Genomic DNA, 25118 nt, shown 5'->3' with positions numbered 1-25118 from the left:
CCTTCGGGCATATCAGACGACTTTCTCCGGGGCCATTACCGCCGAGTACCGGAAGCTGCTAAAAACGTGCTCGCCCCACGAACTCCCCCCTCGTCCCCCACATTTCGAAGGGCTGGCAGCCATGTCAGTACGAACCTTCCGGGCCTCCGTCGTCACTCTCGCGATCGCCGCCGTGGCCGCGCTCGGCATCGCGCAACCAGCATCCGCCGCCGGCGACAACTACGTCGCTCTCGGTGACTCCTACTCCTCCGGAGTGGGAGCCGGCAGCTACACATCGGAGAGCGGCGACTGCAAGCGCAGCACCAACGCCTACCCCTACCTCTGGAAGAACGCGAACGCTCCGTCCTCGTTCACCTTCGTCGCCTGCTCGGGCGCGACGACGGCCTCCGTTTCCAGTGGCCAGCTGAGCGCCCTGAGTTCGTCGACCACACTCGTCAGCCTCACGGCCGGCGGCAACGACGTCGGGTTCGCCGATGTCATGCAGACCTGCGTCCTGCAGAGCGAGGCCACCTGCGTGAGCCGGGTGAACACGGCGGTCTCCGCGATTCAGAACTCCCTGCCCGGGAAGCTCGACTCCCTCTACACGGGCATCAGGTCGCGGGCCCCGCAGGCCCATGTGGTGGTCCTGGGATACCCCCGCTTCTACAAGCTGTCGGGCACCTGCATCGCAGGCCTCACCGAGACCGAGCGCGGCGCGATCAACAACGCCTCGGACGTGCTGAACGGGGTGCTCGCCAAGCGGGCGGCCAACGCGGGATTCACGTTCTCCAGCGTCGTGGACGAGTTCACCGGGCACGAACTCTGCTCGGGTGACGCGTGGATCCACAGCGTGTCCATCCCGGTCACCAACTCGTACCACCCCAAGGCCATCGGGCAGTCGAACGGCTATCTGCCGGCCTTCCGCTCCGTGGCCTGACGCGCGTAGATCGACCTGCCCGTCGGGCTCCGTGGCCTGACGCGCGCAGAACGCCCCCTCCGCCACACGCGGCACCGCCCTCCCCCCACATCAGGGGGCGGTGCTGTCGGCGGTAGGCGGGATCTGCCCGTGGCCGGCTCCCGTCGGTGGGCGGGCTCCGCTCGTGGCCGGCCCCCGTCAGCGGGCGGGCTCCGGCCGACGGGATTCCTCGACCCCGGGGAGACCCCGGCTGTGAACTCCGGCCCCTGGCTGAGTTCTCTGCACTCCGGGCCCTGGGCACCGCACCGTGATCATGGCGTGCGACAACTCGACCACCCCGCCCCGTACGCCCGCGCGCCAGCCAGGACGTACGGATCCCGGCATCGCGCGGGGCCGCGCACTCCGGGTACGGCCCTGATCGTGGGCCGCGGTACAAGCGTCCTCGCGGCCGGAGCCATCAGCAGCGCACCGTCCGCACCGCGCGGCCCCCGAAGAAGTGACGGCCCGTCGAGTGCCGCGACTCCCCTCGGCCCCTCCCGCCCACAGGTGACGCACCGCCGCCCTGACTCACGTTCGGTCGTCGCCCACCACTGGCTCTGCCCCGTCCCGCCGGGCAACACAGCCGTGGGGGCGGCCACGAGGCAGTGGCCCAGGAGCCGGTGACAGGCAGTCAACGGAGTTGAGCCAGGGCCTTGGTGTCCACCGGAACGCGTAGCCGGTCCGGCCCGCCCCTCCGCGCCGACGAAGGCTGCGTACGGTGATGGCGCCGTAGGGCATGATCACGCGAAGGCCGAATCCGGCGGCTCCCCCGATCGCGGCGGGACAACGCGCGCGGCGTCATCGATCCGGATCCGGCGGTCGCGCGCCGGGAAGCTGACACCGTCGAGATCGGGACAACCCACTTCGCGGATCTCAGATCCGGCCGTCTCGACCTGGACGTGGGATCCGGCGGGCGAGCCCACGGTGACCGGCACCGATCCGGAGGAGCCGAAGAAATGGCCGCCGAGGCCAGGGGCGAGTCCGCGTGGGCGAGCCTGCACGCCCCGGCTCCTGGAGAGGACAGCGCCCTCGACACTGGCGTCGGCGCGGTTGTCTGCGATCAGCGCGACGGCCCCGGACCCTGCGACGGTCCCGGACGGGGTGCCGAAGTCCCGAGCACACCCTCTTGCGCCCTTCACCCTTTCCCACACCAGAAACGCTACGTTGCGTTCACCGTTTCATCAACACACCCGTTGCATTAAAGCTCCATACACACAGACGAAGTGCACTTACCAGTTGCATTGGCTGTGAGAACAAAGCAACGCTCACCGCACTACGCATTGCATGGAGCAGACGACGAACACTACGGTGGGCCCATCAGGACCGCCGCGAGGGATCACCGAGGAGACCGTCATGCCGGGAGGCAGGCTCACCCAGCAGGAACGTCGGCAGATCGCGCTGGGGCTGGCCGAGAGCCTCCCCTACGCGGAGATCGCCCGAGGCCTCGACCGTCCGACGTCGACCGTCACGCGCGAGGTGATGCGCAACGGAGGGCCCACCGCCTACCGCGCCGAGATCGCCCACCGTTCCACCGAGCAGCGCACCCGCCGCCGTAAGCAGTCCACGCCTCGGGGGGCGGAGGCAGCCCCGCAGCCGTACGGCCGCGATGCCGAGGCGGTGCACGCCTTCGAGGAAGTGTTCACCACCTTCATGATGGCTTCGGGCATGTCCACGATGACGGCACGGGTGATGGCCCGCCTCATACTCACCGACTCCGGCAGCCTCACCGCGTCCGAGCTGGCCCAGGGCCTCCAGGTCAGCCCCGCGTCCGTCTCCAAGGCGATCACCTTCCTGGACAGCCAGGGATTCATCCGCCGGGAACGCGACGAGCGCCGCCGGGAGCGCTATATCGTCGATGACGACATCTACTACCAGTCCATGATGGCCAGCGCCCGTTCCACCGCCCAACTCGTCGCCACCGCACGCCAGGGCGTGGGTGTCCTCGGTTCCGGAACCCCCGCCGCCATGCGCCTGGAGAACATCGCGCGCTTCCTCGACTTCGTGTCCGAGAGCATCACGCGCGCCGCCGACCAGGCCCGCGACATCCTTCACACCAAACCAGGAACGGCCTCGGAACCGGCTGCCGAATCAAGCCCGGAACACGGATAGTTCACGGCCTGTGCACGTGATGGCGGGGGTGCACCGGCCGTTCGGGTGGCCGTCTCCTCCATGCCGGGCACACGCACGACCGGGCTCCCGGGCTCAGTACCGCTCGACCAAGTGCTCACGGGCCGCCGGGGGTTCGTAGGGCTCGGACCGGAAGTCCGTCACTCCGGCGATCAGGCCGTCCGTGTCGAAGGTGAGGAAGTGGACGGCGGGTATCTCCTCCCGGCCGACGGTGACCAGCTCCCGGACCGCGGCCTGCCGGCCCTCGCCGTCGGCCACGATCCGCTCGATGCGGACATGCCGGTCCCCCGGGAGGTCCCGCGTGAACCGGACGTAGCGGTCGCGGCCGGCTATGCGCTCACGGCGCTGCGGCAGGTCGTACACCATGTCCTCAGCGAGGGTGGCGGCGAAGGCAGTCCAGTCACGGGCGTTCACGGCAGCCCGGTACGCCTCCACGGCGGCCCTCACCTCGGCCGCTTCCCACGTCACGTCCACACCGCCGGTCGTCTCGGTCATGTCTCCGAGTGTGGCGCCCGCCACTGACAATCGGGGCGGGCCGCCTCCGGTCAGCCGCTGACCGGCCGGGATGCCTTGATCGAGTACATCATCGGGATGCGCGGGCGGTCGGCGGGAAAGCGGTAGTACCCGTCCGGCTGCCGCTCCAGCGCCCGGTACCGGGGGAAGAGCGACGCGTCGTGCTCGTGCAGGAACTCGATCCGGAGCCCCGCCGCCGCCAGCGCCGAGACCACCTCACCCACCGGGTGCTGCCACTCGACGCTGCGGTTGTGGACGGTCGGGGCGTCCAGGTCGGCGTAGGTGCCGGGGGAGTCATCGACCCAGGCGTCCCGGCTGAAGTAGTCGTACGTGACCGTGGATCCGGTCTCGTCGTCCAGGCAGTCGGTGAACGGATGGAACTCCGCGAGGTAGAGAAAACCTCCGGGCGCCACCAACGAGGCCGCGACCTCCGCCCAACGGGACACGTCAGGAAGCCAGTTCAGCGCCCCGAGTCCGGTGTAGACGATGTCGTACGCGGAGTCCGGGACCGCCTGGGCGGCGTCATGGACGTCTGCGGCGACGAAGGCCGCGCGCTCCGGCGTCAGGCCCATCGTGCGCGCCAGGCCGCGCGCCGTCTCGACCGCGGGCTCGGAGAAGTCGAGGCCGACGACGTGAGCCGCTCCGTGCCGGGCCCAGGAGAGGGTGTCCACCCCGATGTGGCACTGCAGGTGCAGCAGCGTGCGGCCCGTCACGTCCCCGACCTCCGCGAGCTCGAAGTCACGCAGTGCGTCCCGGCCGGCGAGGAAGGCCTCCAGGCCGTAGAAATCACCGGCCGCGTGGATGGGCACGCGCTCGTCCCATCGTGCGCGGTTGATCTCGTGCCAGTCATCCGGCGTCGCTGCGTACATGCCGGGAAAGTTACCCACAGGCCGGGGGCGGACGCGAACAGTTATCCACAGGCCGCACGGCGTTGTGGCCACATCGGGTTGGATGGGGTCATGAGCGACACACAGAACGACGCGTCCGTATCCGAGCGGGAGCAGGAGCCGCCGCAGTGGGAGCAGCGTTTCCGCGCCGCGCGGGTGTCCCTGCCCGACTGGGCCGAGGACGCTCCCGACCGTGCTCTCTTCGTCTCCAACGCCACCGGCACGTACGAGCTGTACGCATGGGACCGGGCGACCGGGAAGCAGCGCCAGGTCACCGACCGGCCCAACGGGACGACCGACGGCGTGCTGCCGCCGGACGGCCGGGCGGTCTGGTGGTTCGCCGACACCGACGGCGACGAGTTCGGTGTGTGGATGCGCCAGCCCTTCGAAGGGGGCGCCGACGAAGCGGCCACGCCCGGTCTGGAAGCCTCCTACCCGGCCGGGCTCGCGATCGGCCGTGACGGCACGGCCGTGGTCGGCCGCTCGACCGACGAGGACGGCACCACCGTTCATCTGGTGCGCGCCGGGGCGGAGCCGGTCGAGATCTATCGGCACCGGGAGTCGGCCGGGGTCGGTGACCTGTCCCACGACGGGACGCTGATCGTCCTGGAACACACCGAGCACGGCGACGCGATGCACTCGGCGCTTCGGGTGGTGCGGCCCGACGGCTCGACGGTCGCCGAGCTGGACGACACCGAGGGCGGCACGAAGGAGCTGGGTCTGTCGGTGCTGGGCTTCGCCCCGGTGGCGGGCGACTCCCGGCTGCTGGTCGGGCATCAGCGGCGCGGCCGGTGGGAGCCGATGATCTGGGACCCGGTGGCGGGGACGCAGACGGATCTGCCGATCGATCTGCCCGGTGACGTGGGAGCGGAGTGGTATCCGGACGGATCGGCGCTGCTGATCGAGCACAGCTTCGAGGCCCGCAGCGAGCTGTGGCGCTTCGAGCCGGGCTCCGAAGGCCCGGTCAGGGTCGAGACCCCCGCCGGCACGGTGTCGGGCGCCACAGCACGCCCGGACGGCTCGGTGGAGTATCTGTGGTCGTCGGCCGCGCAGCCGCCCGCCGTGCGCTCCACCACGGGTGCCGTGGTTCTCGACCCGCCGGGTGCCAAGGCTCCGGCGTCGGTGCCGGTGCGGGACGTGTGGGTGGACGGCCCCGGAGGCCGTGTCCACGCCCTCGTGCAGACGCCTGCGACCGGTGACGGTCCGTTCCCCACCGTCTTCGAGATACACGGTGGTCCCACCTGGCACGACAGCGACGCCTTCGCATCAGGTCCGGCCGCGTGGGTGGACCACGGCTTCGCCGTCGTCAGGGTCAACTACCGAGGATCGACGGGCTACGGCCGGGCCTGGACCGACGCGCTCAAGCACCGGGTCGGGCTGATCGAGCTGGAGGACATCGCGGCCGTTCGGGAATGGGCGGTCACCTCCGGGCTCGCGGACCCGGAGCGGCTGGTGCTGGCCGGTGGCTCGTGGGGCGGCTATCTGACCCTGCTCGGGCTCGGTACGCAGCCGGACGCCTGGGCCCTGGGGCTGGCGGCGGTCCCGGTCGCCGACTACGTCACCGCCTACCACGACGAGATGGAAGCCCTGAAGGCGATGGACCGCACACTCCTGGGCGGGACACCGGAGGAGGTGCCCGAGCGCTTCGAGGCCTCGTCCCCGCTGACCTACGTGGACGCCGTGCGTGCCCCGGTCTACATCTCCGCCGGTGTCAACGACCCACGCTGCCCCATCCGTCAGGTGGAGAACTACGTGGACCGTCTCGCGGCCCGTGACGCGGTCCACGAGGTGTACCGCTACGACGCGGGGCACGGTTCGCTCGTCGTGGAGGAGCGGATCAAGCAGGTGCGCCTGGAGCTCGACTTCACCCTGCGCCACCTCGGGCGGACCCCCGCCGAAGGGCGTCCCGAGGACCGGGGGGCGAGCTGAGGGAAGGGCCGCACGGAAGAGGGACCGGCGGCATAAGGTCCGGATAAATGGTGCACCCCGCTCCGGGGGCCCGGAGCGGGGAACCGTACCGTGGAGGGGTGTACCGGTTCCTGCTGACCCCGCGATGGTGGGGGATCAACCTCTTCGTCGTGCTGGCCATCCCGTTCTGCGTGTTCATGGGCACCTGGCAGCTCGGCCGCTTCGAGGACCGCATGCAGACGCACCAGAAGGCCGAGGAGCGCCCCGCCCCGGGCACCCGCACCCCGGAGCCGCTCGACGAACTGCTCCCCGTGAGCACGGAGACCTCAGGGCGCCCGGCCGTGGCGACGGGCTCGTACGCCGACCAGTTCCTGGTCCCCGGCCGCAAACTGGACGACCGTGACGGCTTCTACGTCCTGGACCTGCTGCGCACGGACACCGGCAAGGCACTTCCCGTCGTGCGGGGCTGGATGGCCGGCACCCCGGGCAGCACCGCGGTGCCGGCCGCTCCGGCAGGCGAGGTCACCGTGACCGGCGACCTCCAGGCATCGGAGAACAGCGGCACGAACGGCGTCGACCTCAGCGGCGGGCTCCCCAAGGGTCAGCTCGGCATGATCAGCGCGGCGTCCCTCGTGAACCTGGTCCCGTACGACGTGTACGACGCCTGGGTGACCCTGCCGGGTCCGGAGGCGGGTGGCACGGACGGCGGCCTGAAGCCGGTGCCCGCGGCAGCGGCGCAGGGCAGCGGCCTCGACCTGAAGGCCTTCCAGAACCTCGGCTACACCGGCGAGTGGTTCGTCTTCGGCGGCTTCGTCCTCTTCATGTGGTTCCGGCTGCTGCGCCGCGAAGCGGAAGCCGCCCGCGACGTACAGCTGGGTCTCGCGGCCGACGCCGACTGACGGACTTCGTCGCCGGAACACCGGCAGGGCCCGGCCGACAGCCACGTCGGCACGGGCACAGGTGCAGGCGCGGGCGCGGGCGCGGGCGCGGCCGGTGGAGGCAGCACGGCCGGGGAACGGGTTCGGGCATCACCGGAGCAGGTCGCACCGCACAGCCAGGCTCGCGCGCCCGCATCCCCCGCCCGGGTCTCGCGCATGGAGCGGGTCCAAGGACGGGCCCGGGCCGGGGCGCGATCCGGGATCCCAGAACGGCACCGGGATCCTCCGGGACGGGGCCCGGGACGGCCCCGGGGCCGCCCCGGACGGTTCCGGGGCGCGCCGCAGAGCCGGTGATGTCCGGTGCGGTCAGGACGCGTCCAGTACGCCCGTGCGGTAGATCGTGCCTGCGCAGGCGTTGGCGATCGTGGTCTCCGCCGTCGGCGCGCCGGCCTCCGGGGTGTGCGTGACCGCGATGCTGCCGTCCGCCGGGCCCTCGTCCGGGCTGCCGAGCTGCGCCGTGGTGTTCGTCGCTCCAGCATCGCCCCCTGCACCCTCGCCGCCGCCCCCGTCACCGACCGTGGGCGTCGGGCTGGGTGAACCGCCGCTCGTCGGACAGGTGTCGGACGGTACCCAGGCGAAGCGCACCTCGTACGTCATCGACGGCTTCAGGAACACGGTTCCCGGCTCCAGCGACGGATCGGGCAGTCCGCTCGCGGGGTCGCTCGCGGTGTGCTGCACGACAGTGATCTTCAGCGGGTCGGCGGCACCCGCCGCCTGGAAGCCGACCGTGCCGTTGCTCGTCACCGAGCAGGCGTTGCCGGACACGTTGGCGATCTTGAAGGTTCCGTACACGGTGCCGTCCGCACCGGCCGCGCCCGACTCGGCGGAGGCGACACCGAGCTGACTCGGGTCGCAGGCCTTGGCGGCGGCCGCGTCGGAGCCCGGGGGGTCGTCCACCCCCTTCGTGCCGCTGGTCTCGGCGCCCAGGTCCGATCCTCGCGGCGGAATCGCGGAGTGACCACTGGTCTCGCCCTCGGCGCCTTCGCTCTGGCGGCTCGCGGGCCCGGCCGTCTTACCGCCGTCGGCCTCACCGGTCGCGTCAGCGCCGCTGCCTCCCTGGGCCTGCTCGCCGTGGCCGGCGATGGCGGTGTCGGCGGTGGATGAACCGTCCGAGTTCGCCACGTGGACGAATGCCGGGATCGCGGTCCCGATCAGCAGCGCGGCAGCCGCGGCACCGACCACTCCCTGCCGTCGCTTCGCTCGCCGTGCGGGAACCGCTCGGTGCAGACGGTCGAGGGTGCCGTCGGAGGGTTCAAGGCCCTGGACGGCGCCGTGCAGCATGCGGCGCAGCGCGACCTCGTCCATGGCCTCGCCACCGGAGCCGCCCGGGCGGCCCGCGCCGCCGGGCGCACCCGACCCGCCGAACCCTCCGGAGGCCCCCGGCCCGACCGGCTCATCCGGCCTGCCCAAGGCACCGCCGCCGAAGAGATCGGTCAGTGTGCCGCCGGTGCCGAACCCGGCCACCGGGCGGCCGAGTTCACGACCACTCAGTTCACGACTGCCTGACTCACGACTGCCGGACTCACGACTACCGGACTCCCGGCCGTCGGCATCCCGGTCATCGGCATCCCGGCCACCGACGTCACCACCGTCCGGCCCACCACCATCCGGCCCACCGACGGACGGCTCAGCGCCAGCCGGCTCTCCCCCGGCGGGCTTCCGCTTCCCACCCGTCGGCTTTCCAGTGCCCGCCTGGTCACCCTCCGGCTCACGGCCGCCCAACTCATCGGCCTCCGTACCGTGAACCGCCGAACCATGAACACCCGAACCGCGAGCATCCGAACCGCGAGCAACCGAGCCACGGCCATCCACGTCATCAGCGTCCGAGCCGCACGCGTCAGCGGCACGGTCGTCCAATTCGTCGGCACCCGCGCCGTGAGCCCCCGCCCTGCGAGCTCCCGCCCTGCGAGCTCCCGCACCACGAGCACCCGCGCCGTCCGCGCGTGCGACCGCCCCGGGGGCGGGGGGGCCTGAGGCGGCTTCCGCACCGTCGAGCGCGTCCTGGTCCTGCTTCCGTTCACCGTCCCGCTCCGGATCGGCGTTCGGGATGTTCTCCGGCCCGTGGTTCACAATTCCGTTTCCAGTCCGGTCATCGTCGTGCCTGTGTTCGGCCCCGCTCATGCCTGCGCCTCCATCACGACGCGCAGCGCCGCGATCCCCCGGGAGCCGTAGGCCTTCACCGAGCCGAGCGATATCCCCAGGGTCTCCGCGACCTGGGCCTCCGTCATGTCGGAGAAGTAGCGCAGCACCAGAACCTCGCGCTGACGCCGCTGAAGCCCTTTCATCGCCTTGATCAGCGCGTCCCGCTCCAACTGGTCGTACGCGCCCTCCTCCGCGCTCGCCATGTCGGGCATCGGCTTCGAGAGGAGCTTCAGGCCGAGGATGCGCCGACGCAGCGCGGAACGGGACAGGTTGACCACGGTCTGGCGGAGATACGCGAGCGTCTTCTCCGGATCGCGCACCCGGTTCCGCGCCGAGTGGACCCGGATGAACGCCTCCTGCACCACGTCCTCGCAGGACGCCGTGTCGTCCAGCAGGAGAGCCGCGAGGCCCAAAAGTGAGCGGTAATGGGCGCGATACGTCTCGGTGAGATGGTCGACCGTCGTTCCTGCCGCCACCGTCCCCTCAGCGCCCTCGCGCTGCGAAGGCAGCCGGGTGGGTCGCGCAGCGGGCATGGGCGCGATCACCGGCATACCGCCGGGTGCGCGGGGCCGCCGGAGCGGACGCACCGAAGCGCCTCGCAACGGGCCCACCACTGTGATGTCGAGAACCTCTGCCACGCCAGTTGGACACACTTCCCCCCGTCAGGGTTGTACGCATACGGCACCACTTTCGATGCTGTGCGACATGCCCTCATTCGTACCTGCTCTTCCCCAAATGCCCCGATAGCACATCCAGCCACGCAAGACGTGACGACTGAGACGCGTCGCATCCGCCCAGCGGTTGCGGGGGGCCAGGAGATCATCGTCGGATATGACAACGCCCCAGCTCAAGAGGTTCAGAGCGGCAAGTTACTCACAGGGCGCTCACAGATCCTACAAAACAGGTTCGATCAGGTACGAGGGAATTCCCCGGCCACCGACTCGGCGATCTGGGCCACATTGAGGGCCGCGCCTTTTCGGAGATTATCGCCGCAGATGAACATTTCGACGGCATGCGGATCGTCCATCGACTGCCGTACCCGGCCCACCCAGGTCGGGTCGGTGCCCACCACATCGGACGGTGTGGGGAAATCGCCGGCGGCGGGGCTGTCGAAGAGGACCACCCCGGGCGCGGTCGCCAGGACCTCGTGCGCGCGGGCCACGGCCACCTCGTTCTCGAAGCGGGCGTGCACGGACATGGAGTGCGTCGCGACGACGGGTACGTACACACAGGTCGCCGTCACCTTGAGGTCCGGCAGGCCCAGGACCTTCCGGCACTCCTCACGGATGGCCAGTTCCTCGGACGACCAGCCGTCCCCGGCGTCGGTCCCGGCCCACGGGACGACGTTCAGCGCCACCGGCGCCGCGAAGGGGCTCTCCTCCCCGTCGCCCAGGGCCCGCCGTACGTCGCCGGGGCGTGTGCCCAGCTCCGTGCCCGCCACCAGGGCGAGTTGCTCACGGAGCACGGCCACACCGTCACGCCCCGCGCCGCTCACCGCCTGGTAGGAGGAGACGATCAGCTCCCGCAGACCGAATTCGGCGTGCAGGGCGCCGACCGCGACGATCAGCGACAGCGTCGTGCAGTTCGGGGACGCGACGATGCCGCGCGGTCGCAGCCGCACGGCATGGGGATTGATCTCGGGGACGACGAGAGGCACGTCGTCGTCCAGCCGGAAGGCCGCCGAGTCGTCGACGACCACGGCGCCACGGGCGGCGGCGACGGGCCCCCACCGTGCGGACACCTCGTCCGGCACCAGGAACAGGGCCACGTCCACGCCGTCGAACACGTCCTCGGCAAGCGCGAGGACCTCGGTCTCCTCACCGCGTACGACCAGCTTGGTGCCGGCCGCACGCGGGGAGGCGACGAGTCTGACCTCGCCCCAGACGTCCGCGTGCTCGGAGAGGATCTGGAGCATGACGCCGCCGATCGCCCCGGTCGCACCGACGACCGCGAGTGAGGGGCGGCGTCCCGTCATCGGCCGGTGCCCCCGTAGACGACGGCCTCGTCCGAGTCGCTGTCCAGGCCGAAGGCGGTGTGCACGGCACGCACGGCCTCGTTGACGTCATCCATACGGGTGACCACCGAGATGCGGATCTCGGACGTCGAGATCAGCTCGATGTTCACTCCGACGTTGGACAGCGCCTCGAAGAAGCCCGCCGTGACCCCGGGGTTGGTCTTCATGCCCGCGCCGACGAGGGAGATCTTCGCGATCTGGTCGTCGTAGCGCAGGGACTCGAACCCTATGCCGGCGCGGCTCCGCTCCAGGGCGTCGATGGCCTTGCGGCCCTCCGCCTTCGGCAGGGTGAACGTGATGTCCGTCAGGCCGGTCGAGGCGGCGGAGACGTTCTGGACCACCATGTCCATGTTGATCTCGGCGTCCGCGATGGCGCGGAAGATCGCGGCGGCCTCGCCCGGCTTGTCGGGAACGCCGACGACCGTGACCTTGGCCTCGGAGACGTCGTGGGCGACTCCGGAGATGATGGCGTGCTCCACCTGCTGGTCCCCTTGCGGCTCGTTGCTGACCCAGGTGCCGCGCAGTCCGGAGAAGGACGAACGGACGTGGATCGGGATGTTGTAACGGCGTGCGTACTCGACGCAGCGGTGCAGCAGCACCTTGGAACCGGACGCCGCCAGCTCCAGCATGTCCTCGAAGGAGATCCAGTCGATCTTCCGGGCCTTCTTCACGACCCGGGGGTCGGCGGTGAAGACACCGTCCACATCGGTGTAGATCTCACAGACCTCCGCGTCCAGCGCGGCGGCCAGCGCGACGGCGGTCGTGTCCGAGCCGCCGCGGCCGAGGGTCGTGATGTTCTTGCCCTCCTGGCTCACGCCCTGGAACCCGGCGACGATGGCGATGTTGCCCTCGTCGATCGAGGTCCGGATGCGGCCGGGCGTGACATCGATGATGCGCGCTTTGTTGTGGACCGAGTCGGTGATGACACCGGCCTGGCTGCCCGTGAACGACTGGGCCTCGTGGCCCAGGTTCTTGATCGCCATCGCCAGCAGGGCCATGGAGATCCGCTCTCCGGCGGTCAGCAGCATGTCGAACTCACGCCCGGCAGGCATCGGGGATACCTGCTCGGCGAGATCGATCAACTCGTCCGTCGTGTCGCCCATCGCGGACACCACGACAACCACCTGGTTGCCGTTCTTCTTGGCGTCGACGACTCGCTTGGCGACACGCTTGATGCCTTCGGCATCGGCTACGGAGGAGCCTCCGTACTTCTGCACGACAAGGCCCACGTGCGCTCCTCGCTCAATAATGGTGCGGTCGGCTCAGTTTAACGAGCAGTCCGGAATCGACCCGTCGATACCGGATGATGAGATGTCCCGCTCACCACATGGTACGGAGCGCAGTCCCGGACTGCTCGTACCGGACTGTTGCCCACGTCCCCGCACCACACGCCTCTTTGTGTCCCAGGACACAACGGGCACAGCCGCCCCAGGCGCCACGGAACGGCCCTCAGAGGACCGGCCGGAGGCCCAGCGGGCCCGCGATCTCCTCGGCCATCACCCGGCCCGCCTCCTCGGCCAGGTCCCCGTCACCCGGGTCCTGGTCCGTGTCCAGGCCGTCGAGCTCCTGGAGCGGCTGGTTCAGCCGGATGTGGGCGATCAGCGACTGGAGTGCGCGCAGGGACGCCGACGCGGTGGAACCCCAGTTGGAGAAGTACGAGAACTGCCACCACCACATGGCCTCCGCCGTGCGGTCCGCCTCGTAGTGCGCGAGGCCGTGCCCGAGGTCCGTGACCAGGTCGGCCAGGTCGTCGGAGATGCGGTGCGGCACGGGGGCCTTGCGGGGCTCGTACGGGTCGAAGACCTCGGAGTAGACGTCGATGGGCTCCAGGAGCTCCGCGAAGCGCTCACGCAGCCCGTCGGCGTCCGGTTCGGCGCCCAGGTCCGGCTCGTAGCGCTCGTCCGGGAGGATGTCCTCGTACGCGCCGAGCCTCCCGCCGGCCAGCAGGAGCTGGGAGACCTGGAGGAGCAGGACCGGGACCGCCTCTTCGGGTTCCTCGGCCTTGGACACCTCGGTCACCGCGACGATGAACGTCTTGATCTGGTCCGCGATCTGGACGGCGAAATCGTCCGGATCCTGCGTGACGGAGTTCAGCGTGGCGTCAGACATCGAGGGGACCTCCCGTGGGCACGGTCGCGAACGGTGGGTAGAACATAGCGCCGTCACATGTAAAGCCGCGGTCAGACGCCGGATCACACATCGAGCAGCCGCCTCCCCTCGAACGCGCGGCCGAGGGTGACCTCGTCCGCGTACTCCAGGTCGCCGCCCACCGGGAGTCCGCTGGCCAGCCGGGTGACCCGCAGGCCCATCGGCTTGACCATGCGGGCGAGGTACGTCGCGGTGGCCTCGCCCTCCAGGTTGGGGTCCGTCGCCAGGATCAGCTCCGTGATGGAGCCGTCCGCGAGCCGGGCCAGCAGCTCCCTGATGCGCAGGTCGTCGGGGCCGACGCCCTCGATCGGGCTGATCGCGCCGCCGAGCACGTGGTAGCGCCCCCGGAACTCACGGGTCCGCTCGATCGCCACGACGTCCTTGGGTTCCTCGACCACACAGATGACCGTGCGGTCCCGGCGCGCGTCCCGGCAGATGCCGCACTGCTCCTGCTGGGCGACGTTGCCGCAGACCTCGCAGAACCGGACCTTGTCCTTGACCTCGAGGAGGGCGTGGGCCAGACGGCGTACGTCGGTGGGCTCGGCCTGCAGGATGTGGAAGGCGATCCGCTGCGCGCTCTTGGGACCGACGCCGGGCAGCCTGCCCAGCTCGTCGATCAGCTCCTGAACCACGCCTTCGTACAACGGAACGCCTTTCCTCTTCTCCGGCTCGTACCGTATCCGGTACGCCCGGGTAGCTACAGGGTCAGAACGGGAGGCCCGGCATGCCGCCCAGGCCCTGGGCCAGCGGGCCCAGCTTCTGCTGTGCGAGCTGCTGCGCGTTCTCGTTCGCCGCCTGGACCGCGGCGACCACCAGGTCGGCGAGCGTCTCGGTGTCCTCCGGGTCCACCGCGCCCGGGTCGATCACCAGGGCGCGGAGCTCGCCGGACCCGGTCACGGTGGCCTTCACGAGACCACCGCCCGCCTGTCCTTCGACCTCGGTCCTGGCCAGCTCCTCCTGGGCCACGGCAAGATCCTGCTGCATCTTCTGGGCCTGCTGGAGCAGCTGCTGCATGTTGGGCTGGCCACCACCGGGAATCACGGTCACTCCTGGCATTTCGACGACAGATTGTTTCGGTACGCCGAGCCTACGTGTTCGCCGGACGCCGTGCCCCACCCGCAGGGGACCAACTCTTTCGGGTGAGTTCTGAAACGGGCCTGCCGTGCTCCTATACCTGACCAGAGGCCGTACCCACGCGGGAATCCCGCGATTTCGACCCCGCGGCCCACCATTCGGCGGTAGGAAGAGCATGCGTATCCGTACCCGTACGCACTGTGAACGTAACGCAGAGTTACGCGGTGGGGGCCCCGGTCATATGCCGGTATCCGGTCCCCTCCGTGACCGAGAACCGCGCCGATCCGCGTCCATACGCGCCGACCGCAGAGTGCAGAGGAGTGCCCGGGTGAGTCAGCCGGAGATGCAGCCCGAAGGGCCGCACCGCAAGGAACCCGGCGCGGGTTCCGGTGCCGGCACCGGAACCGGACGGTCCGGTTCGCGCTACGCGTCGGGGCCCCGGGACCTGACCGGCCGCGCCTTCCCCCTCGGCGACTGGGGCGAACCCGCCGAACGGCTCGACGAGCTGTACCGCTGGGTCGAGGCCGGAGCGATGGAGACCGCCGACTGGTATCTGCGCGACCGGATCCTCAAGCGGCGCACGGCCAGGCTGCTCCGGCTCGGTACCGCGGCCGGGGTGGTCGCGGGCGCGGCCCTGCCCCTGCTCGACCTGACGGGCGAGATGCACGGGTCGGCGGGCTGGGGCTATCTGTCCCTGCTGCTGGGCGCCGCGTGCATGGCGTGCGACCGGTACTTCGGACTGACCTCCGGCTGGATAAGGAATCTCGCGACGGCACAGGCCGTGCAGCGGCGCCTCCAGGTGCTGCAGTTCGACTGGTCCTCGGAGTGCGTCCGCGAGGTGCTCGGGCCCACCGAGGGCACCGCCAGCGAGGCGGCGGAGCGGTGCCTGGGGGTGCTGCGGCGGTTCTCGGAGGACATCACCGAGCTCGTCCGGATGGAGACGGCGGACTGGATGGTGGAGTTCCGGGCCGGGCCCGCGCCCATGGGGACGCAGTCGCTGGTGACGGGAGGGCCCGGCGGCCGCCCGGAGCCGGGGGCCGTGCCGGGCAGGCTGACGATGCCCGCGGTGGCCCGGCCGAACATGCCGCGCCAGCGCCCGCCGGAGCCGCCCCGCTGAGGCCCGGGCCCGCGCCGGCCCTTCGCCGGGGCCGGGGCCCCGCCCGGAGCTCCGTCATCGAGACACGGCCGCCCGGTGCCACCGGAGCGCCGGGCCGCCCGCCGCCCCGCCGGTGGAGCGGGGCGGCGCGGCGGGTCAGCTGAAGATGATCATCGAGCCCTGCGCGAGGCTGCGGGTGACCGCCGCGTGCAGACCGAGCCAGACGTGCCGCTCCCGGGCGAACGGGCTCTCGTCGTACGGCGCCGGGGAGGCCGGCTCCTCCAGGGTGGTCGGGCCGGCCGGCGGGGCCGGGGCGGCCGGCGGGTTGGCCGGGTCGATGCCGAGCGACGGCGCGACGAACTCCAGCTCGCGCAGCAGGCCGTGGGAGGAACCCAGCGGACCGCCGCCCTCCAGGAGCTGGTCGTCGGAGAGCGGACGGGGGAAGTCCACCGGGACGTACGCTCCGGCGTGGTCGTAGTGCCAGACCAGGTGCGATTCCTGTGCGCTCTGCTCGAACATCTCCAGCAACTGCTCGTAGTCCCCGCCCAGTTCGCCGACGGGTGTGACGGCGAGCCCGCTGAGCTGGAGCAGGTAGGCGCGGCGCAGGTAGTGCAGGGCGTCGTAGTCGAAGCCCGCGACCGGGGCGACGTCCCCGGTGAGCCCTGGCATGTAGGCGTAGACGGGCACGGGCGGCAGCCCCGCCTCGGTCAGCGCCTTGTCGTAGACGGCGATCTCTTCGGCGAACGGATTGTCGGGGCTGTGGCACAGCACATCGACGAGGGGGACCAGCCACAGGTCACAGGCCACGAAGTCTCGCTCTCCAACGGGTTCGTGCGATGGTCGGGACAGCGTAATGCGGCCGGGACCCCCGAGCACAGGGTGCGGGCCCGTCGCAGGGGTGCGTGACCGTTCCGGGCGGGCCGGGCGGCGGACACCGGGGCCCGGAGCGCGGCAGCCGAAGGGCCGGTACGCGTTCAGCCGTGGCCGGGATGCGGGGGGTCGTCGGCGGCCAGCCGGTCCGCCCAGTCCAGCCCGTGCGCGTGGTAGGCGTCCAGCACCGCGCGTACGGCGGGCCCGTCGGCGGCCGTGATCGCCTCCACGAGTTCCTGGTGGCCGTTCCACAGCCAGTCGCACACGTCGGCGTCGCCGCGGAGGTAGGGGACGGCGAAGACCCATGCCTGCATCCGGAGCCGTTGCAGGAAGTCGTTGATGTAGGCGTTGCCGATGACGACGCCGAGTTCCCGCCAGAACCTCAGGTCGTAGCCGATGAGGATGTCGAGGTCGCCGCCACGCGCGGCCCGGGTGGCCTCCTCGGCCCGGCGGCGCACGGAGACGAGGGCGGGCCGGTGGAGGGCGAGCACGTCGGGCACCGAGCCCGTCCCGTCGAAGAGTTCCCGGAACACCCCGTCGATGACCAGGGTCCGGGCCTGCACCATCGCGCGGTAGTCGGCGACCGTGAACTCGCGGACCCGGAAGCCGCGGTGCTGGTCGGATTCGAGCAGCCCCTGCGCGGAGAGGTCGAAGAGCGCTTCCCGCACGGGTGTCGCGGACACCCCGTACTGCTCGGCGATCTGTTTGACGGTGAACTCCGTCCGGGGCCGCATGCGCCCCGCCAGGACCTCGTCGCGCAGTGCGTCGGCGATCTGCTGGCGCAGCGTACTGCGGGTCACGCCTCCGCCGGCACCCATGACGCCCCCTCCCGTTCTCGGCTTGGGTCACCTTAAGCCAGGGCGGGTGCCCGGTTCCGGGCACGGGGGAGGGCGTCGCGTCCGGCGCCGGTCTACACGGTGTGCTCGTCGGCGACCGAGAGGGCCGCGTCCAGGGCCGCGAGGCCCTCCTTCGCCTCGGCCTCGGTGATGTTGCAGGCGGGGACGACATGGGTGCGGTTCATGTTGATGAACGGCCACAGACCGTTCCTCCTGCACGCCGCGCCGAAGGCCGCCATCGGGGCGTTGGCCTCACCGGTCGCGTTGTACGGGACCAGGGGCTCGCGGGTCTCCCGGTCGCGGACCAGTTCGAGCGCCCAGAACGCGCCGAGCCCCCGCACCTCGCCGACCGACGGGTGCCGGTCGGCGAGCTCGCGCAGGCCGGGGCCGAGCACGTGCTCGCCGAGGCGCGCGGCGCTCTCGACGGTCTTCTCCTCCTCCATCACGTTGATCGTCGCGACGGCCGCGGCGCAGGCCAGCGGGTGGCCGGAGTAGGTGAGTCCGCCGGGGTAGGGGCGGGTCTCGAAGGTCGCGGCGATCTCCGCGCCGATGGCGACGCCGCCGAGCGGCACGTAACCGGAGTTGACGCCCTTCGCGAACGTCATCAGGTCCGGCACGACACCGTCGTGGTCGGCGGCGAACCACGTCCCGGTCCGGCCGAATCCGGCCATCACCTCGTCCAGCACGAGGACGATCCCGTACCGGTCGCAGAGCTCGCGGACACCCGCGAGATAGCCGGGCGGCGGCGTCATGATGCCGGCCGTCCCGGGGATGGTCTCCATCACCACGGCCGCGACGGTCGCCGGGCCCTCGAACACGAGGGTGTCCTCCAGGTGCTGGAGCGCGCGGGCGCACTCCTCGGCCTCGGTCGACGCGTGGAAGGGCGAGCGGTAGAGGAACGGCGCCCAGAAGCGGATGACGCCCGCCGAGCCGGTGTCGGACGCCCAGCGGCGTGGGTCGCCGGTGAGGTTGATCGCGGTGGCGGTGGCCCCGTGGTACGAGCGGTAGGCGGAGAACACCTTGGGGCGTCCCGTGTGCAGCCTGGCCATCCGGACGGCGTTCTCGACGGCCTCGGCGCCGCCGTTGGTGAAGAAGATCTTGTCCAGGTCCCCCGGGGTGCGCCCGGCGATGAGGCGGGCCGCCTCGGACCGCGCCTCGATGGCGAAGGCCGGGGCGAACGTGGCCAGCTTGCCGGCCTGTTCCTGGATCGCGGCGACGACGGCGGGGTGCTGGTAGCCGATGTTGGTGAAGACGAGACCGCTGGTGAAGTCCAGGTAGCGGTTGCCGTCGTAGTCCCAGAAGTACGCCCCCTCGGCGCCGGCGACGGCGAGCGGGTCGATCAGGCCCTGGGCGGACCAGGAGTGGAACACGTGCGCGCGGTCGGCGGCCTTCACGGCCGCGCCCGCTGCGGGGTCGGTGTACGGGGCGCGAGGGGCATCGGGGCTCATGCGGCGAGCGTATGCGGCGGCGGGGTCCGTCCTCCATGGCCACTCTGTACGACGTGGGCCGTCCGACTCGGCAGGGTGTCGGGTGCACGCCCGGTACGGCTCCTCCGCGACCCGGCCCCCCGAGCGCCTACGAGGTGCCCGAAGGACGCTCCGGGCGCCGTGGACCCCGCGCTGTTCGGCCGGACCGCGCCCGGGGGTTCCGGCTCGACGGCCGGTCCGTCGCGGACGAGCCGGCCGGACCCGCCGGGCTCACGGCGGCCCGGTGGCAGGTGCTCGGCGCGGTCCTGACCGGGCCGCTCCCCGGCTCCGGGACCGATCGCGCGACGGGGATCACCGGGCAGAGCGTGCGGCGGATCGCCGCTCCGCCGATGGACCGGGGCCTCGCCGGACACGTCGCGAACCCGGCGCACCGCCGGGACGGGCTGCTCCGGCCACCCCGGAGGGCCGGGCCGCGGGGAGCCGGATCGGCCCCGCCCCCGCCGAGTGCGGCGGCGCGGCCGGCCGGGGAACCGGGCGGAGGAGTCCACGCGGACCCTCCAGGTGTGCGGGCGTCGCCCGGCCGCCCCGGGCACCGTGACGGCCCCGGCCGGAGGCCCCAGGGGCTGAGCGGCCCCGGGGCAGCGCCCGCGGCTATTCTCGACCCACGGTCCGACACGGCCGCACGGGGAGGAAGCGCACCATGGAGAAGCTGGGCTCCGGCGATCCGCAACGCATCGGCAGCTACCGCCTGTTGGGGCGTCTGGGCGCCGGCGGGATGGGTCAGGTGTTCCTGGCCCGCTCGGACCGGGGCCGTACCGTCGCCATCAAACTGGTCCGCCCCGAGCTCGCCGAGCAGCAGCGTTTCCGCGACCGTTTCCGGGCGGAGGTGCGCGCCGCGCGGAAGGTCGGCGGCTCCTGGACCGCGCCGGTCCTCGACGCCGGGGTGGACGCCGCGGTCCCGTGGGTGGCCACCGGTTACGTCGCCGGCCCCTCGCTGCACCGCATCGTCTCGGGGCGTCCGGGCGCGCCGGTGACCGACTCGGGGGCGTACGGTCCGCTCCCCGGGCGCTCGGTCCGCATCCTGGGTGCCGGGCTCGCCGCGGCCCTTCACGACATCCACGGCGCCGGGCTGATCCACCGCGACCTGAAACCGTCCAACATCCTGATCACGATCGACGGCCCCCGGGTCATCGACTTCGGTATCGCCCGCGCTCTGGACACCGTGGGCGAGGACGCCCTCACGCGCACCGGCACGATGGTCGGCTCGCCCGGCTTCATGGCGCCCGAGCAGGTGCGGGGCGAGCGCGTGACGGCCGCGTGCGACGTGTTCTGCCTGGGCTCCGTGCTGGCGTACGCGTCGACCGGGCGGCTGCCGTTCGGTACGGCGGACACCGGGATCCACGCGCTGATGTTCCGGATCGCGCAGGAGGACCCGGACCTCACCGGCGTACCCGCCGATCTGGTCGGGCTGATCCAGGACTGCCTGACGAAGGACCCGGCCGCCCGGCCCTCCGCTGACGCCGTACGGGAGCGGCTCGGCGACACGGACACGGCGGAGCCGTGGCTGCCGGGCGCGCTGATCGCCCAGTTGGGCCGGCACGCCGTGGAGCTGCTGGACTCCGAGGACCCGGAGGAGGACGGCCCGGACGGGGAGCGCCCCGCGGACGGCGGTCCGGAGCAGGGCGGTTCGGAGAAGGAGCACCCGGCGGACGGCGCCCGTGCGGTGGCTGCCGCGGCGGACGGCTCCCCGGTGAGCAGGGCCGGAGCCGGGAGCACCGAGGCGGACAGCCCCGGGGTGGCACCCACGCCCCCGGCCCCCGCTCCCACCGCACCGGCCGGCCCGCGGACACCGCCGCCGCCCACGTACGGCTATCCCCAACACCCCACTCCCGCCTACGGATACGGGCCCACTCCCCCGTACGGACCGTCCGTCCGACCGCCCGCCCCCGAGCGCCGCAGGACGGGCTCCACCGCGCTGCTCGTCACCGTCGCGCTGCTCGTCGCGGTGGGGGCCGGCTGGGGGGTCTTCGCCTTCATGGGGAGCGGGGGCGGCGGTGCGAGCGCGTCCTCCTCCGGTTCCGGATCCGGCACCTCCCAGGGCGGCTCGGACCAGGGCGCCGGGAGCTCCGGCGGTACCGTCCCCTCCGGATTCCTGGGCACCTGGTCGGGGACCGTCGACGGCGGGGGCGGAGGATCGGTCCGCGAACTCGTCATCCGCCAGGGCGGGGTGGGTGACGCCGTGCTCTCCCTCACCGCCGAGGGCCCGCTCGACACGGGCGGCTCCTACCACTGCGTGTTCCAGGCCGACCTGGAGAACGAGCCCTCCGACGAAGGGCCCCTGCGCATCGGCCCCTCCCGGGTCACCGAAGGCGAGCCGGCGACGTCGTGCACCCCCGGGGAACCGACCGTCCTGACCCTGCTCTCCGACGGCACCCTGCACCGCGAGATCACCTCCACCGGCAAGAGCCTGACCTACACGAAGGCGGACTGAACGGCTCAGACCGCGAGGTCCACCGCCCGGAAGGCGAGCCACAGGTCGTAGCGCGCGCTCGGCGTCCGGAGCAGCGACCGGCACAGCAGCGCCTCGAGCCGGGTGAGGCGCTTGCGCGCGCCGGGCACGGAGAGGCCCAGTTCCGCGGCGGCCGGGCTCAGCTGGGCCTCGCAGCGCAGCCATGTCCGCAGGGTCTCCTCCCCCGTGGGGCCGGCCTGCGCGAGGGGACGCAGCTGCTGGGCGGCCCAGTCCTGGACGCCGGGGGCGCGGAGCACCGCGTCGAGGTCCCCGGACGCCTCCGGGCGCCCGGAGCGGGGACGGTGCGGCGCAGGGGCCGCCCTGATCCGCAGGGCCAGGTCGACGGCGGCCTGGTCGGAGACGCGGTTCAGGTCCAGGCCGAGGAGTTCGCCGACGAGCTTCAGGCGGGCCGCCAGGGTGTTGCGGTGGATCTTCAGGTGCCGGGTGGCGTGGGAGGAGAACGCCAGCCAGGACGCGACGGTCGCCGAAAGCTCCTGGCTGCCCGGGTCCTGCGAGCGGCGCGGCCGATGGGCCAGGAGGGGTGCGAGCAGGGCGTCGGCCCACCGTGCCCCTGCGGCGCCGACGACCAGCGCGGGCTCCGGGGCCGAGCCGAACCCGGCGTGGCGGCCCGGGAGTCCACGGGCGACGGCGAGGGCGTGGAAGGCCTGCTGGTAGGCGGTCGCCGTGTCGGGCAGCCGCACCTCCTCGCTGACGCCCACGACGCAGTCGTCCACGAGCCCGGCGAGGGCCGGGCCGAGGGTGCGCCCGCTCTCCGGTGCCTCCGCCTCCTCGTCCGCCGGCATGATCAGGATCAGGTGGCGGGCGTAGACCGGGCAGCGCACGATCCAGGTCCGGCCTCCGGAGGCGTCCGCGCAGATCCGGGCCACCTCGTCCCGCTGTCCGCCGGAGCACTCGACGACGCAGACGCGTACGGGGTCGGGCAGCCTCGGCCGCAGGGCACCGGCGACCTGGTGGGCGATGGAGAGCTGGCCGGTCATCAGCAGGTGCAGCACGGCCTCGCGGCCCCGGGACTCCGCGAGATCCACCCGCCGCCGCTTGCGTTCGACGCTCTCCGACGCCCAGGACAGGGCCAGCGGCATCACCGCGTCGGCCATCAGCGTGGCGAGCCCGCCGGGCAGCGGCCCGGGCCCGACGAGGGCGAGGACCGGCCCGTGGCCCCCGGCCGGCCGGTCGAGGGGGAGCAGCAGCGCGCCGCACTCCCCGGTGTCGAGTGCGTACGAGCCGGTGCCCCGGGCGGTCAGCTCCCGCGCGGCACGGGCGGCGATCCCGGCCGCCTCGTGGACCGGCCACCGGGCGTTCCCCGCCACGGCCCGGAGCACCGTGCCGTCCGCGTCCAGGATCCCGGCCCAGCCCTCCGCCCGCCGGGCCAGCCTGCGCAGCAGTTCGGACGAGCCGCCGGTGCGGGCCAACCGGTACATCAGCAGTACCTCGTCGGCCCGATCCCCCGCGCGCACGTGTCCTCCGATCCTCCCGGACGGTCCTCCTGAAACCGGAGTGCACAGTACCGGTCCGGCTGTGCGGTCTGATACCCGTCCGGAACCCCACGGTGCGAATTGAACCTCCCGGCCCGCGGCCCCGCACCCTAGAGTCCCCAGCGTGTTCCGGAACGTCCGGGGGAGTCAGGACTCCGGATACGGGGGACGGACGTCCCGGGGCGTCCGGCGGCGCGGCGGCAGCGGCTCACGGGGGTGGTCGCTGTCGCCGGCCCGCGGCGACTGTCAGTGGTGCCGCCTAGCGTGGTTCGCGACCGTGCCGTACACCGGACGAGGGGCCCTGGCGTGGAATTCCGTATGGAGCGTGGCGCACTGACCGATGCCGTCTCCCGGGCGGCCCGGGTGCTGCCCGCGCGCTCGCCCGTCCCCGTGCTCGGCGGGCTCCTCCTCGAAGCGGACGCCGGCCGGCTCCTGGTCTCGGGGCTGGACTTCGAGGCGTCCGCCCGCGTCGGGGCGGAGGCCCACACCGTCCGGCCCGGGAAGGTGCTGGTGATGGGGCGACGGCTGCTCGACATCTGCAAGGTGCTGCCCGAGGGCCCCGTGGAGTGTGTGGTGGAGGGCTCCCGTCTCACGGTCACGGGAGACGGCTCCCGCTTCGGCCTCTCGGTCCTGCCCCTCGACGACTACCCCGCGCTGCCGCCGCTGCCGGAGCTGCGCGGAGCGGTGGACGCGGCGGAGTTCGCCTCGGCCGTCGCACAGGTGTCGGTGGCCGCGGGGCGGGACGACACCCTGCCGACGCTCACCGGGATCCGGCTCGGACTCGACGGCTCCGCGATGACCCTGGCGGCCACGGACCGCTACCGCTTCGCCGTGCGCACCCTGCCGTTCGACGCGAAGGGGCCCGATGCGACGGCCGACGTCGTGGTGTCGGCCCGCAGGCTCACCGAGATCGCCCGTTCGCTGGGCCGGTCCGGGCAGGTCGATGTCGCGGTGGACGGGGGGTCGGTCGGGTTCGAGCAGGCCGGGACGCGCACGACGGTGCGTCTGCTGGACGGCCGGCTGCCGCGCCACGACAAGCTGTTCGCGATGGCGGACCCGGTGGCCGCCGTGGTGGACCGGGCCCTCCTGGTGGAGGCCGTCAGACGGGTCTCCGTGGTCGCGGACGGCGGCAGTCCGTTGCAGATGACGTTCTCCGGGGGGCCGGACGGTTCGGTCCTGCTCCAGGCGGGTTTCGAGGACGACGTGGCCTCCCAGCGGCTGCCGGCGGCCTTCGACGGCGCCGAGGAGATGACGGTGGCCTTCAACCCGGGGTATCTGATGGACGCCCTGTCCTCCTTCGGGGGCTCGACGGTCCGCGTGAAGCTGATGGGACCGGGGCAGCGGGCCATGATCACGGACGGCGAGGACACCGGACCCGCCACGCACGAGCACCTGCTGATGTCGGTGAAGCCGGCGCTGCTCTGACCACCGGGGCCGCCGGCCGGCATCCGGCTCAGCGGGCCGCTCCCGGGCCGGAGTCCGCCGCTCCCGGCCGCAGGCCACGCCTCGCGGGCCGCGCTTCCCGGCGGGCGCCCGGGGCGGGGCTCACCCGGGGAGCGTCGCCACCTCCCCCACCGCGGCGAGCAGCCAGAGGGGGAACTCAGGATCGGCCTGACCGACGGCGAGGCCGAGCCACCGTGTGCCTCCGGGCACGCGCCAGACCTGCATGCTCCCCGCCAGGTTGCAGAGCTGGCCCATCGGTTCGGGAACGGCGCCCGCGCCCTCGTCGTCCGACTCCAGGAACGGCCAGAGGTCGACGGTCTCCGGCTCGCCCCACCGCTCGCTCAGCACGGTCGCCAGCGCGCTGAACCCGTCCTCGATCTCCTGCTCGGCGGGCTCGACGGTCTCGGGCGAGCGGTCGTCCCAGAAGTCCTGGCTCGCCCGCAGGATCAGCAGGTGGTGTCCGGGGCCGCTGCTGCGCGCGCCGCTGTCCTCGCTCTCCTCCCCCTCGGGGAAGGGGCGGGCGAGGATGCCGTCGATCTGGGCGAGGTGGTCCCCGGTGGTTGTGGGCGGGGTGCCGGAGCTGTCGGTGTTCATGGTGCGTGATCCTGCCAACCACCCCGCGGTGGAGACGAATCGGGGCGGGGACCCCGCGCGGGACGCACGAAACAGGGGCGGGGGGGGCCCCCGGCCCCCCCCCCCCCCACCCCCCCCGGGGGGCGGGGTGAACACCCAAACATAGAGGCCCGGGTGGTGGACCCG

The 25118-nt window shown here is 72.2% G+C and carries 22 protein-coding genes; 7 read left to right on the top strand and 15 right to left on the bottom strand.

The window, feature by feature from the left end:
- The first annotated feature begins 121 nt into the window (after positions 1 to 121).
- On the top strand, positions 122 to 916 hold the full coding sequence (locus ACFVS9_RS15130) for an SGNH/GDSL hydrolase family protein (protein ID WP_383117338.1): 795 nt from the start codon (positions 122 to 124) through the stop codon (positions 914 to 916).
- A gap of 758 nt (positions 917 to 1674) precedes the next feature.
- Here ACFVS9_RS15130 and ACFVS9_RS15125 read toward each other — a convergent pair.
- Complete coding sequence (locus ACFVS9_RS15125) at positions 1675 to 1935, bottom strand: hypothetical protein (RefSeq protein ID WP_389932407.1); 261 nt, start codon at positions 1933 to 1935, stop codon at positions 1675 to 1677.
- A 352-nt stretch (positions 1936 to 2287) separates the two neighbouring features.
- Here ACFVS9_RS15125 and ACFVS9_RS15120 point away from each other — a divergent pair, with 352 nt between their 5' ends.
- Entirely contained in the window at positions 2288 to 3043 is a 756-nt protein-coding gene (locus ACFVS9_RS15120; protein ID WP_389932404.1) for a helix-turn-helix domain-containing protein, read from the top strand.
- A gap of 93 nt (positions 3044 to 3136) precedes the next feature.
- Here the strand turns inward: ACFVS9_RS15120 and ACFVS9_RS15115 are convergent, their stop codons facing one another.
- Both ACFVS9_RS15115 and ACFVS9_RS15110 read right to left on the bottom strand, forming a co-directional pair.
- A complete protein-coding gene (locus ACFVS9_RS15115; RefSeq protein WP_383117341.1) occupies positions 3137 to 3556 on the bottom strand; it encodes a nuclear transport factor 2 family protein in 420 nt (139 codons plus the stop codon).
- Positions 3557 to 3606: 50 nt separating this feature from the next.
- Entirely contained in the window at positions 3607 to 4443 is an 837-nt protein-coding gene (locus ACFVS9_RS15110; protein ID WP_383117342.1) for a class I SAM-dependent methyltransferase, read from the bottom strand.
- Between the two features lie 90 nt (positions 4444 to 4533).
- Between ACFVS9_RS15110 and ACFVS9_RS15105 the strand changes: the two genes are divergently transcribed.
- Entirely contained in the window at positions 4534 to 6390 is a 1857-nt protein-coding gene (locus ACFVS9_RS15105) for a S9 family peptidase (RefSeq protein WP_389932400.1), read from the top strand.
- A 98-nt stretch (positions 6391 to 6488) separates the two neighbouring features.
- Complete coding sequence (locus ACFVS9_RS15100; RefSeq protein ID WP_389932397.1) at positions 6489 to 7268, top strand: SURF1 family protein; 780 nt, start codon at positions 6489 to 6491, stop codon at positions 7266 to 7268.
- A gap of 345 nt (positions 7269 to 7613) precedes the next feature.
- Here ACFVS9_RS15100 and ACFVS9_RS15095 read toward each other — a convergent pair whose 3' ends face one another.
- The 7 genes from ACFVS9_RS15095 to ACFVS9_RS15065 form a co-directional block, all read right to left on the bottom strand.
- Positions 7614 to 8771: a hypothetical protein gene (locus tag ACFVS9_RS15095; RefSeq protein ID WP_383117345.1), complete on the bottom strand. Its 1158-nt coding sequence runs from the start codon at positions 8769 to 8771 to the stop codon at positions 7614 to 7616.
- 653 nt (positions 8772 to 9424) lie between these two features.
- Positions 9425 to 10000 (bottom strand): SigE family RNA polymerase sigma factor, encoded by a 576-nt coding sequence (locus ACFVS9_RS15090; RefSeq protein ID WP_383117357.1) that lies wholly within the window; start codon positions 9998 to 10000, stop codon positions 9425 to 9427.
- A gap of 359 nt (positions 10001 to 10359) precedes the next feature.
- Positions 10360 to 11424, bottom strand: coding sequence for an aspartate-semialdehyde dehydrogenase (locus ACFVS9_RS15085; RefSeq protein WP_383117347.1), 1065 nt, complete (start codon positions 11422 to 11424; stop codon positions 10360 to 10362).
- Entirely contained in the window at positions 11421 to 12692 is a 1272-nt protein-coding gene (locus ACFVS9_RS15080) for an aspartate kinase (protein ID WP_383117348.1), read from the bottom strand. Before ACFVS9_RS15080 ends, ACFVS9_RS15085 begins: the two co-directional genes overlap by 4 nt.
- A gap of 220 nt (positions 12693 to 12912) precedes the next feature.
- Positions 12913 to 13572 (bottom strand): DUF5063 domain-containing protein, encoded by a 660-nt coding sequence (locus ACFVS9_RS15075; protein WP_383117349.1) that lies wholly within the window; start codon positions 13570 to 13572, stop codon positions 12913 to 12915.
- An 83-nt stretch (positions 13573 to 13655) separates the two neighbouring features.
- Entirely contained in the window at positions 13656 to 14255 is a 600-nt protein-coding gene (gene recR, locus ACFVS9_RS15070; protein ID WP_358969837.1) for a recombination mediator RecR, read from the bottom strand.
- A gap of 61 nt (positions 14256 to 14316) precedes the next feature.
- Positions 14317 to 14652, bottom strand: coding sequence for a YbaB/EbfC family nucleoid-associated protein (locus ACFVS9_RS15065; RefSeq protein WP_383117358.1), 336 nt, complete (start codon positions 14650 to 14652; stop codon positions 14317 to 14319).
- Positions 14653 to 15013: 361 nt separating this feature from the next.
- Here ACFVS9_RS15065 and ACFVS9_RS15060 point away from each other — a divergent pair, with 361 nt between their 5' ends.
- Positions 15014 to 15802: an SLATT domain-containing protein gene (locus tag ACFVS9_RS15060; RefSeq protein WP_383117350.1), complete on the top strand. Its 789-nt coding sequence runs from the start codon at positions 15014 to 15016 to the stop codon at positions 15800 to 15802.
- 135 nt (positions 15803 to 15937) lie between these two features.
- Here the strand turns inward: ACFVS9_RS15060 and ACFVS9_RS15055 are convergent, their stop codons facing one another.
- The 3 genes from ACFVS9_RS15055 to ACFVS9_RS15045 form a co-directional block, all read right to left on the bottom strand.
- Positions 15938 to 16588: a hypothetical protein gene (locus ACFVS9_RS15055; RefSeq protein ID WP_389932391.1), complete on the bottom strand. Its 651-nt coding sequence runs from the start codon at positions 16586 to 16588 to the stop codon at positions 15938 to 15940.
- A 167-nt stretch (positions 16589 to 16755) separates the two neighbouring features.
- Positions 16756 to 17469 carry a GntR family transcriptional regulator gene (locus ACFVS9_RS15050; RefSeq protein WP_383117352.1) on the bottom strand — a complete coding sequence of 238 codons (714 nt, stop codon included), beginning with the start codon at positions 17467 to 17469 and terminating at the stop codon, positions 16756 to 16758.
- A gap of 92 nt (positions 17470 to 17561) precedes the next feature.
- Entirely contained in the window at positions 17562 to 18935 is a 1374-nt protein-coding gene (locus tag ACFVS9_RS15045) for an aspartate aminotransferase family protein (RefSeq protein ID WP_389932388.1), read from the bottom strand.
- Between the two features lie 679 nt (positions 18936 to 19614).
- Between ACFVS9_RS15045 and ACFVS9_RS15040 the strand changes: the two genes are divergently transcribed.
- The gene (locus tag ACFVS9_RS15040) at positions 19615 to 21405 is read left to right on the top strand and encodes a serine/threonine-protein kinase (protein ID WP_389932385.1); all 1791 of its coding nucleotides are present in this window, start codon (positions 19615 to 19617) and stop codon (positions 21403 to 21405) included.
- Positions 21406 to 21410: 5 nt separating this feature from the next.
- On the opposite strand, the gene ACFVS9_RS15035 is transcribed toward ACFVS9_RS15040, so the two are convergent.
- Entirely contained in the window at positions 21411 to 22862 is a 1452-nt protein-coding gene (locus tag ACFVS9_RS15035) for a helix-turn-helix domain-containing protein (RefSeq protein WP_389932646.1), read from the bottom strand.
- A 360-nt stretch (positions 22863 to 23222) separates the two neighbouring features.
- On the opposite strand from ACFVS9_RS15035, the gene dnaN reads away from it, so the two are divergent.
- The gene (gene dnaN, locus ACFVS9_RS15030; protein WP_389932382.1) at positions 23223 to 24341 is read left to right on the top strand and encodes a DNA polymerase III subunit beta; all 1119 of its coding nucleotides are present in this window, start codon (positions 23223 to 23225) and stop codon (positions 24339 to 24341) included.
- Between the two features lie 120 nt (positions 24342 to 24461).
- Here dnaN and ACFVS9_RS15025 read toward each other — a convergent pair whose 3' ends face one another.
- A complete protein-coding gene (locus tag ACFVS9_RS15025; RefSeq protein ID WP_383117356.1) occupies positions 24462 to 24953 on the bottom strand; it encodes a hypothetical protein in 492 nt (163 codons plus the stop codon).
- Between the last annotated feature and the right edge of the window lie 165 nt (positions 24954 to 25118).

It is taken from the genome of Streptomyces sp. NPDC058008 (assembly GCF_042886395.1).
In the GTDB taxonomy this organism is placed as follows: domain Bacteria; phylum Actinomycetota; class Actinomycetes; order Streptomycetales; family Streptomycetaceae; genus Streptomyces.
The sequence above is the reverse complement of the archived record's forward strand: the minus strand, read 5'-3'. Positions and strand labels throughout refer to the sequence as shown.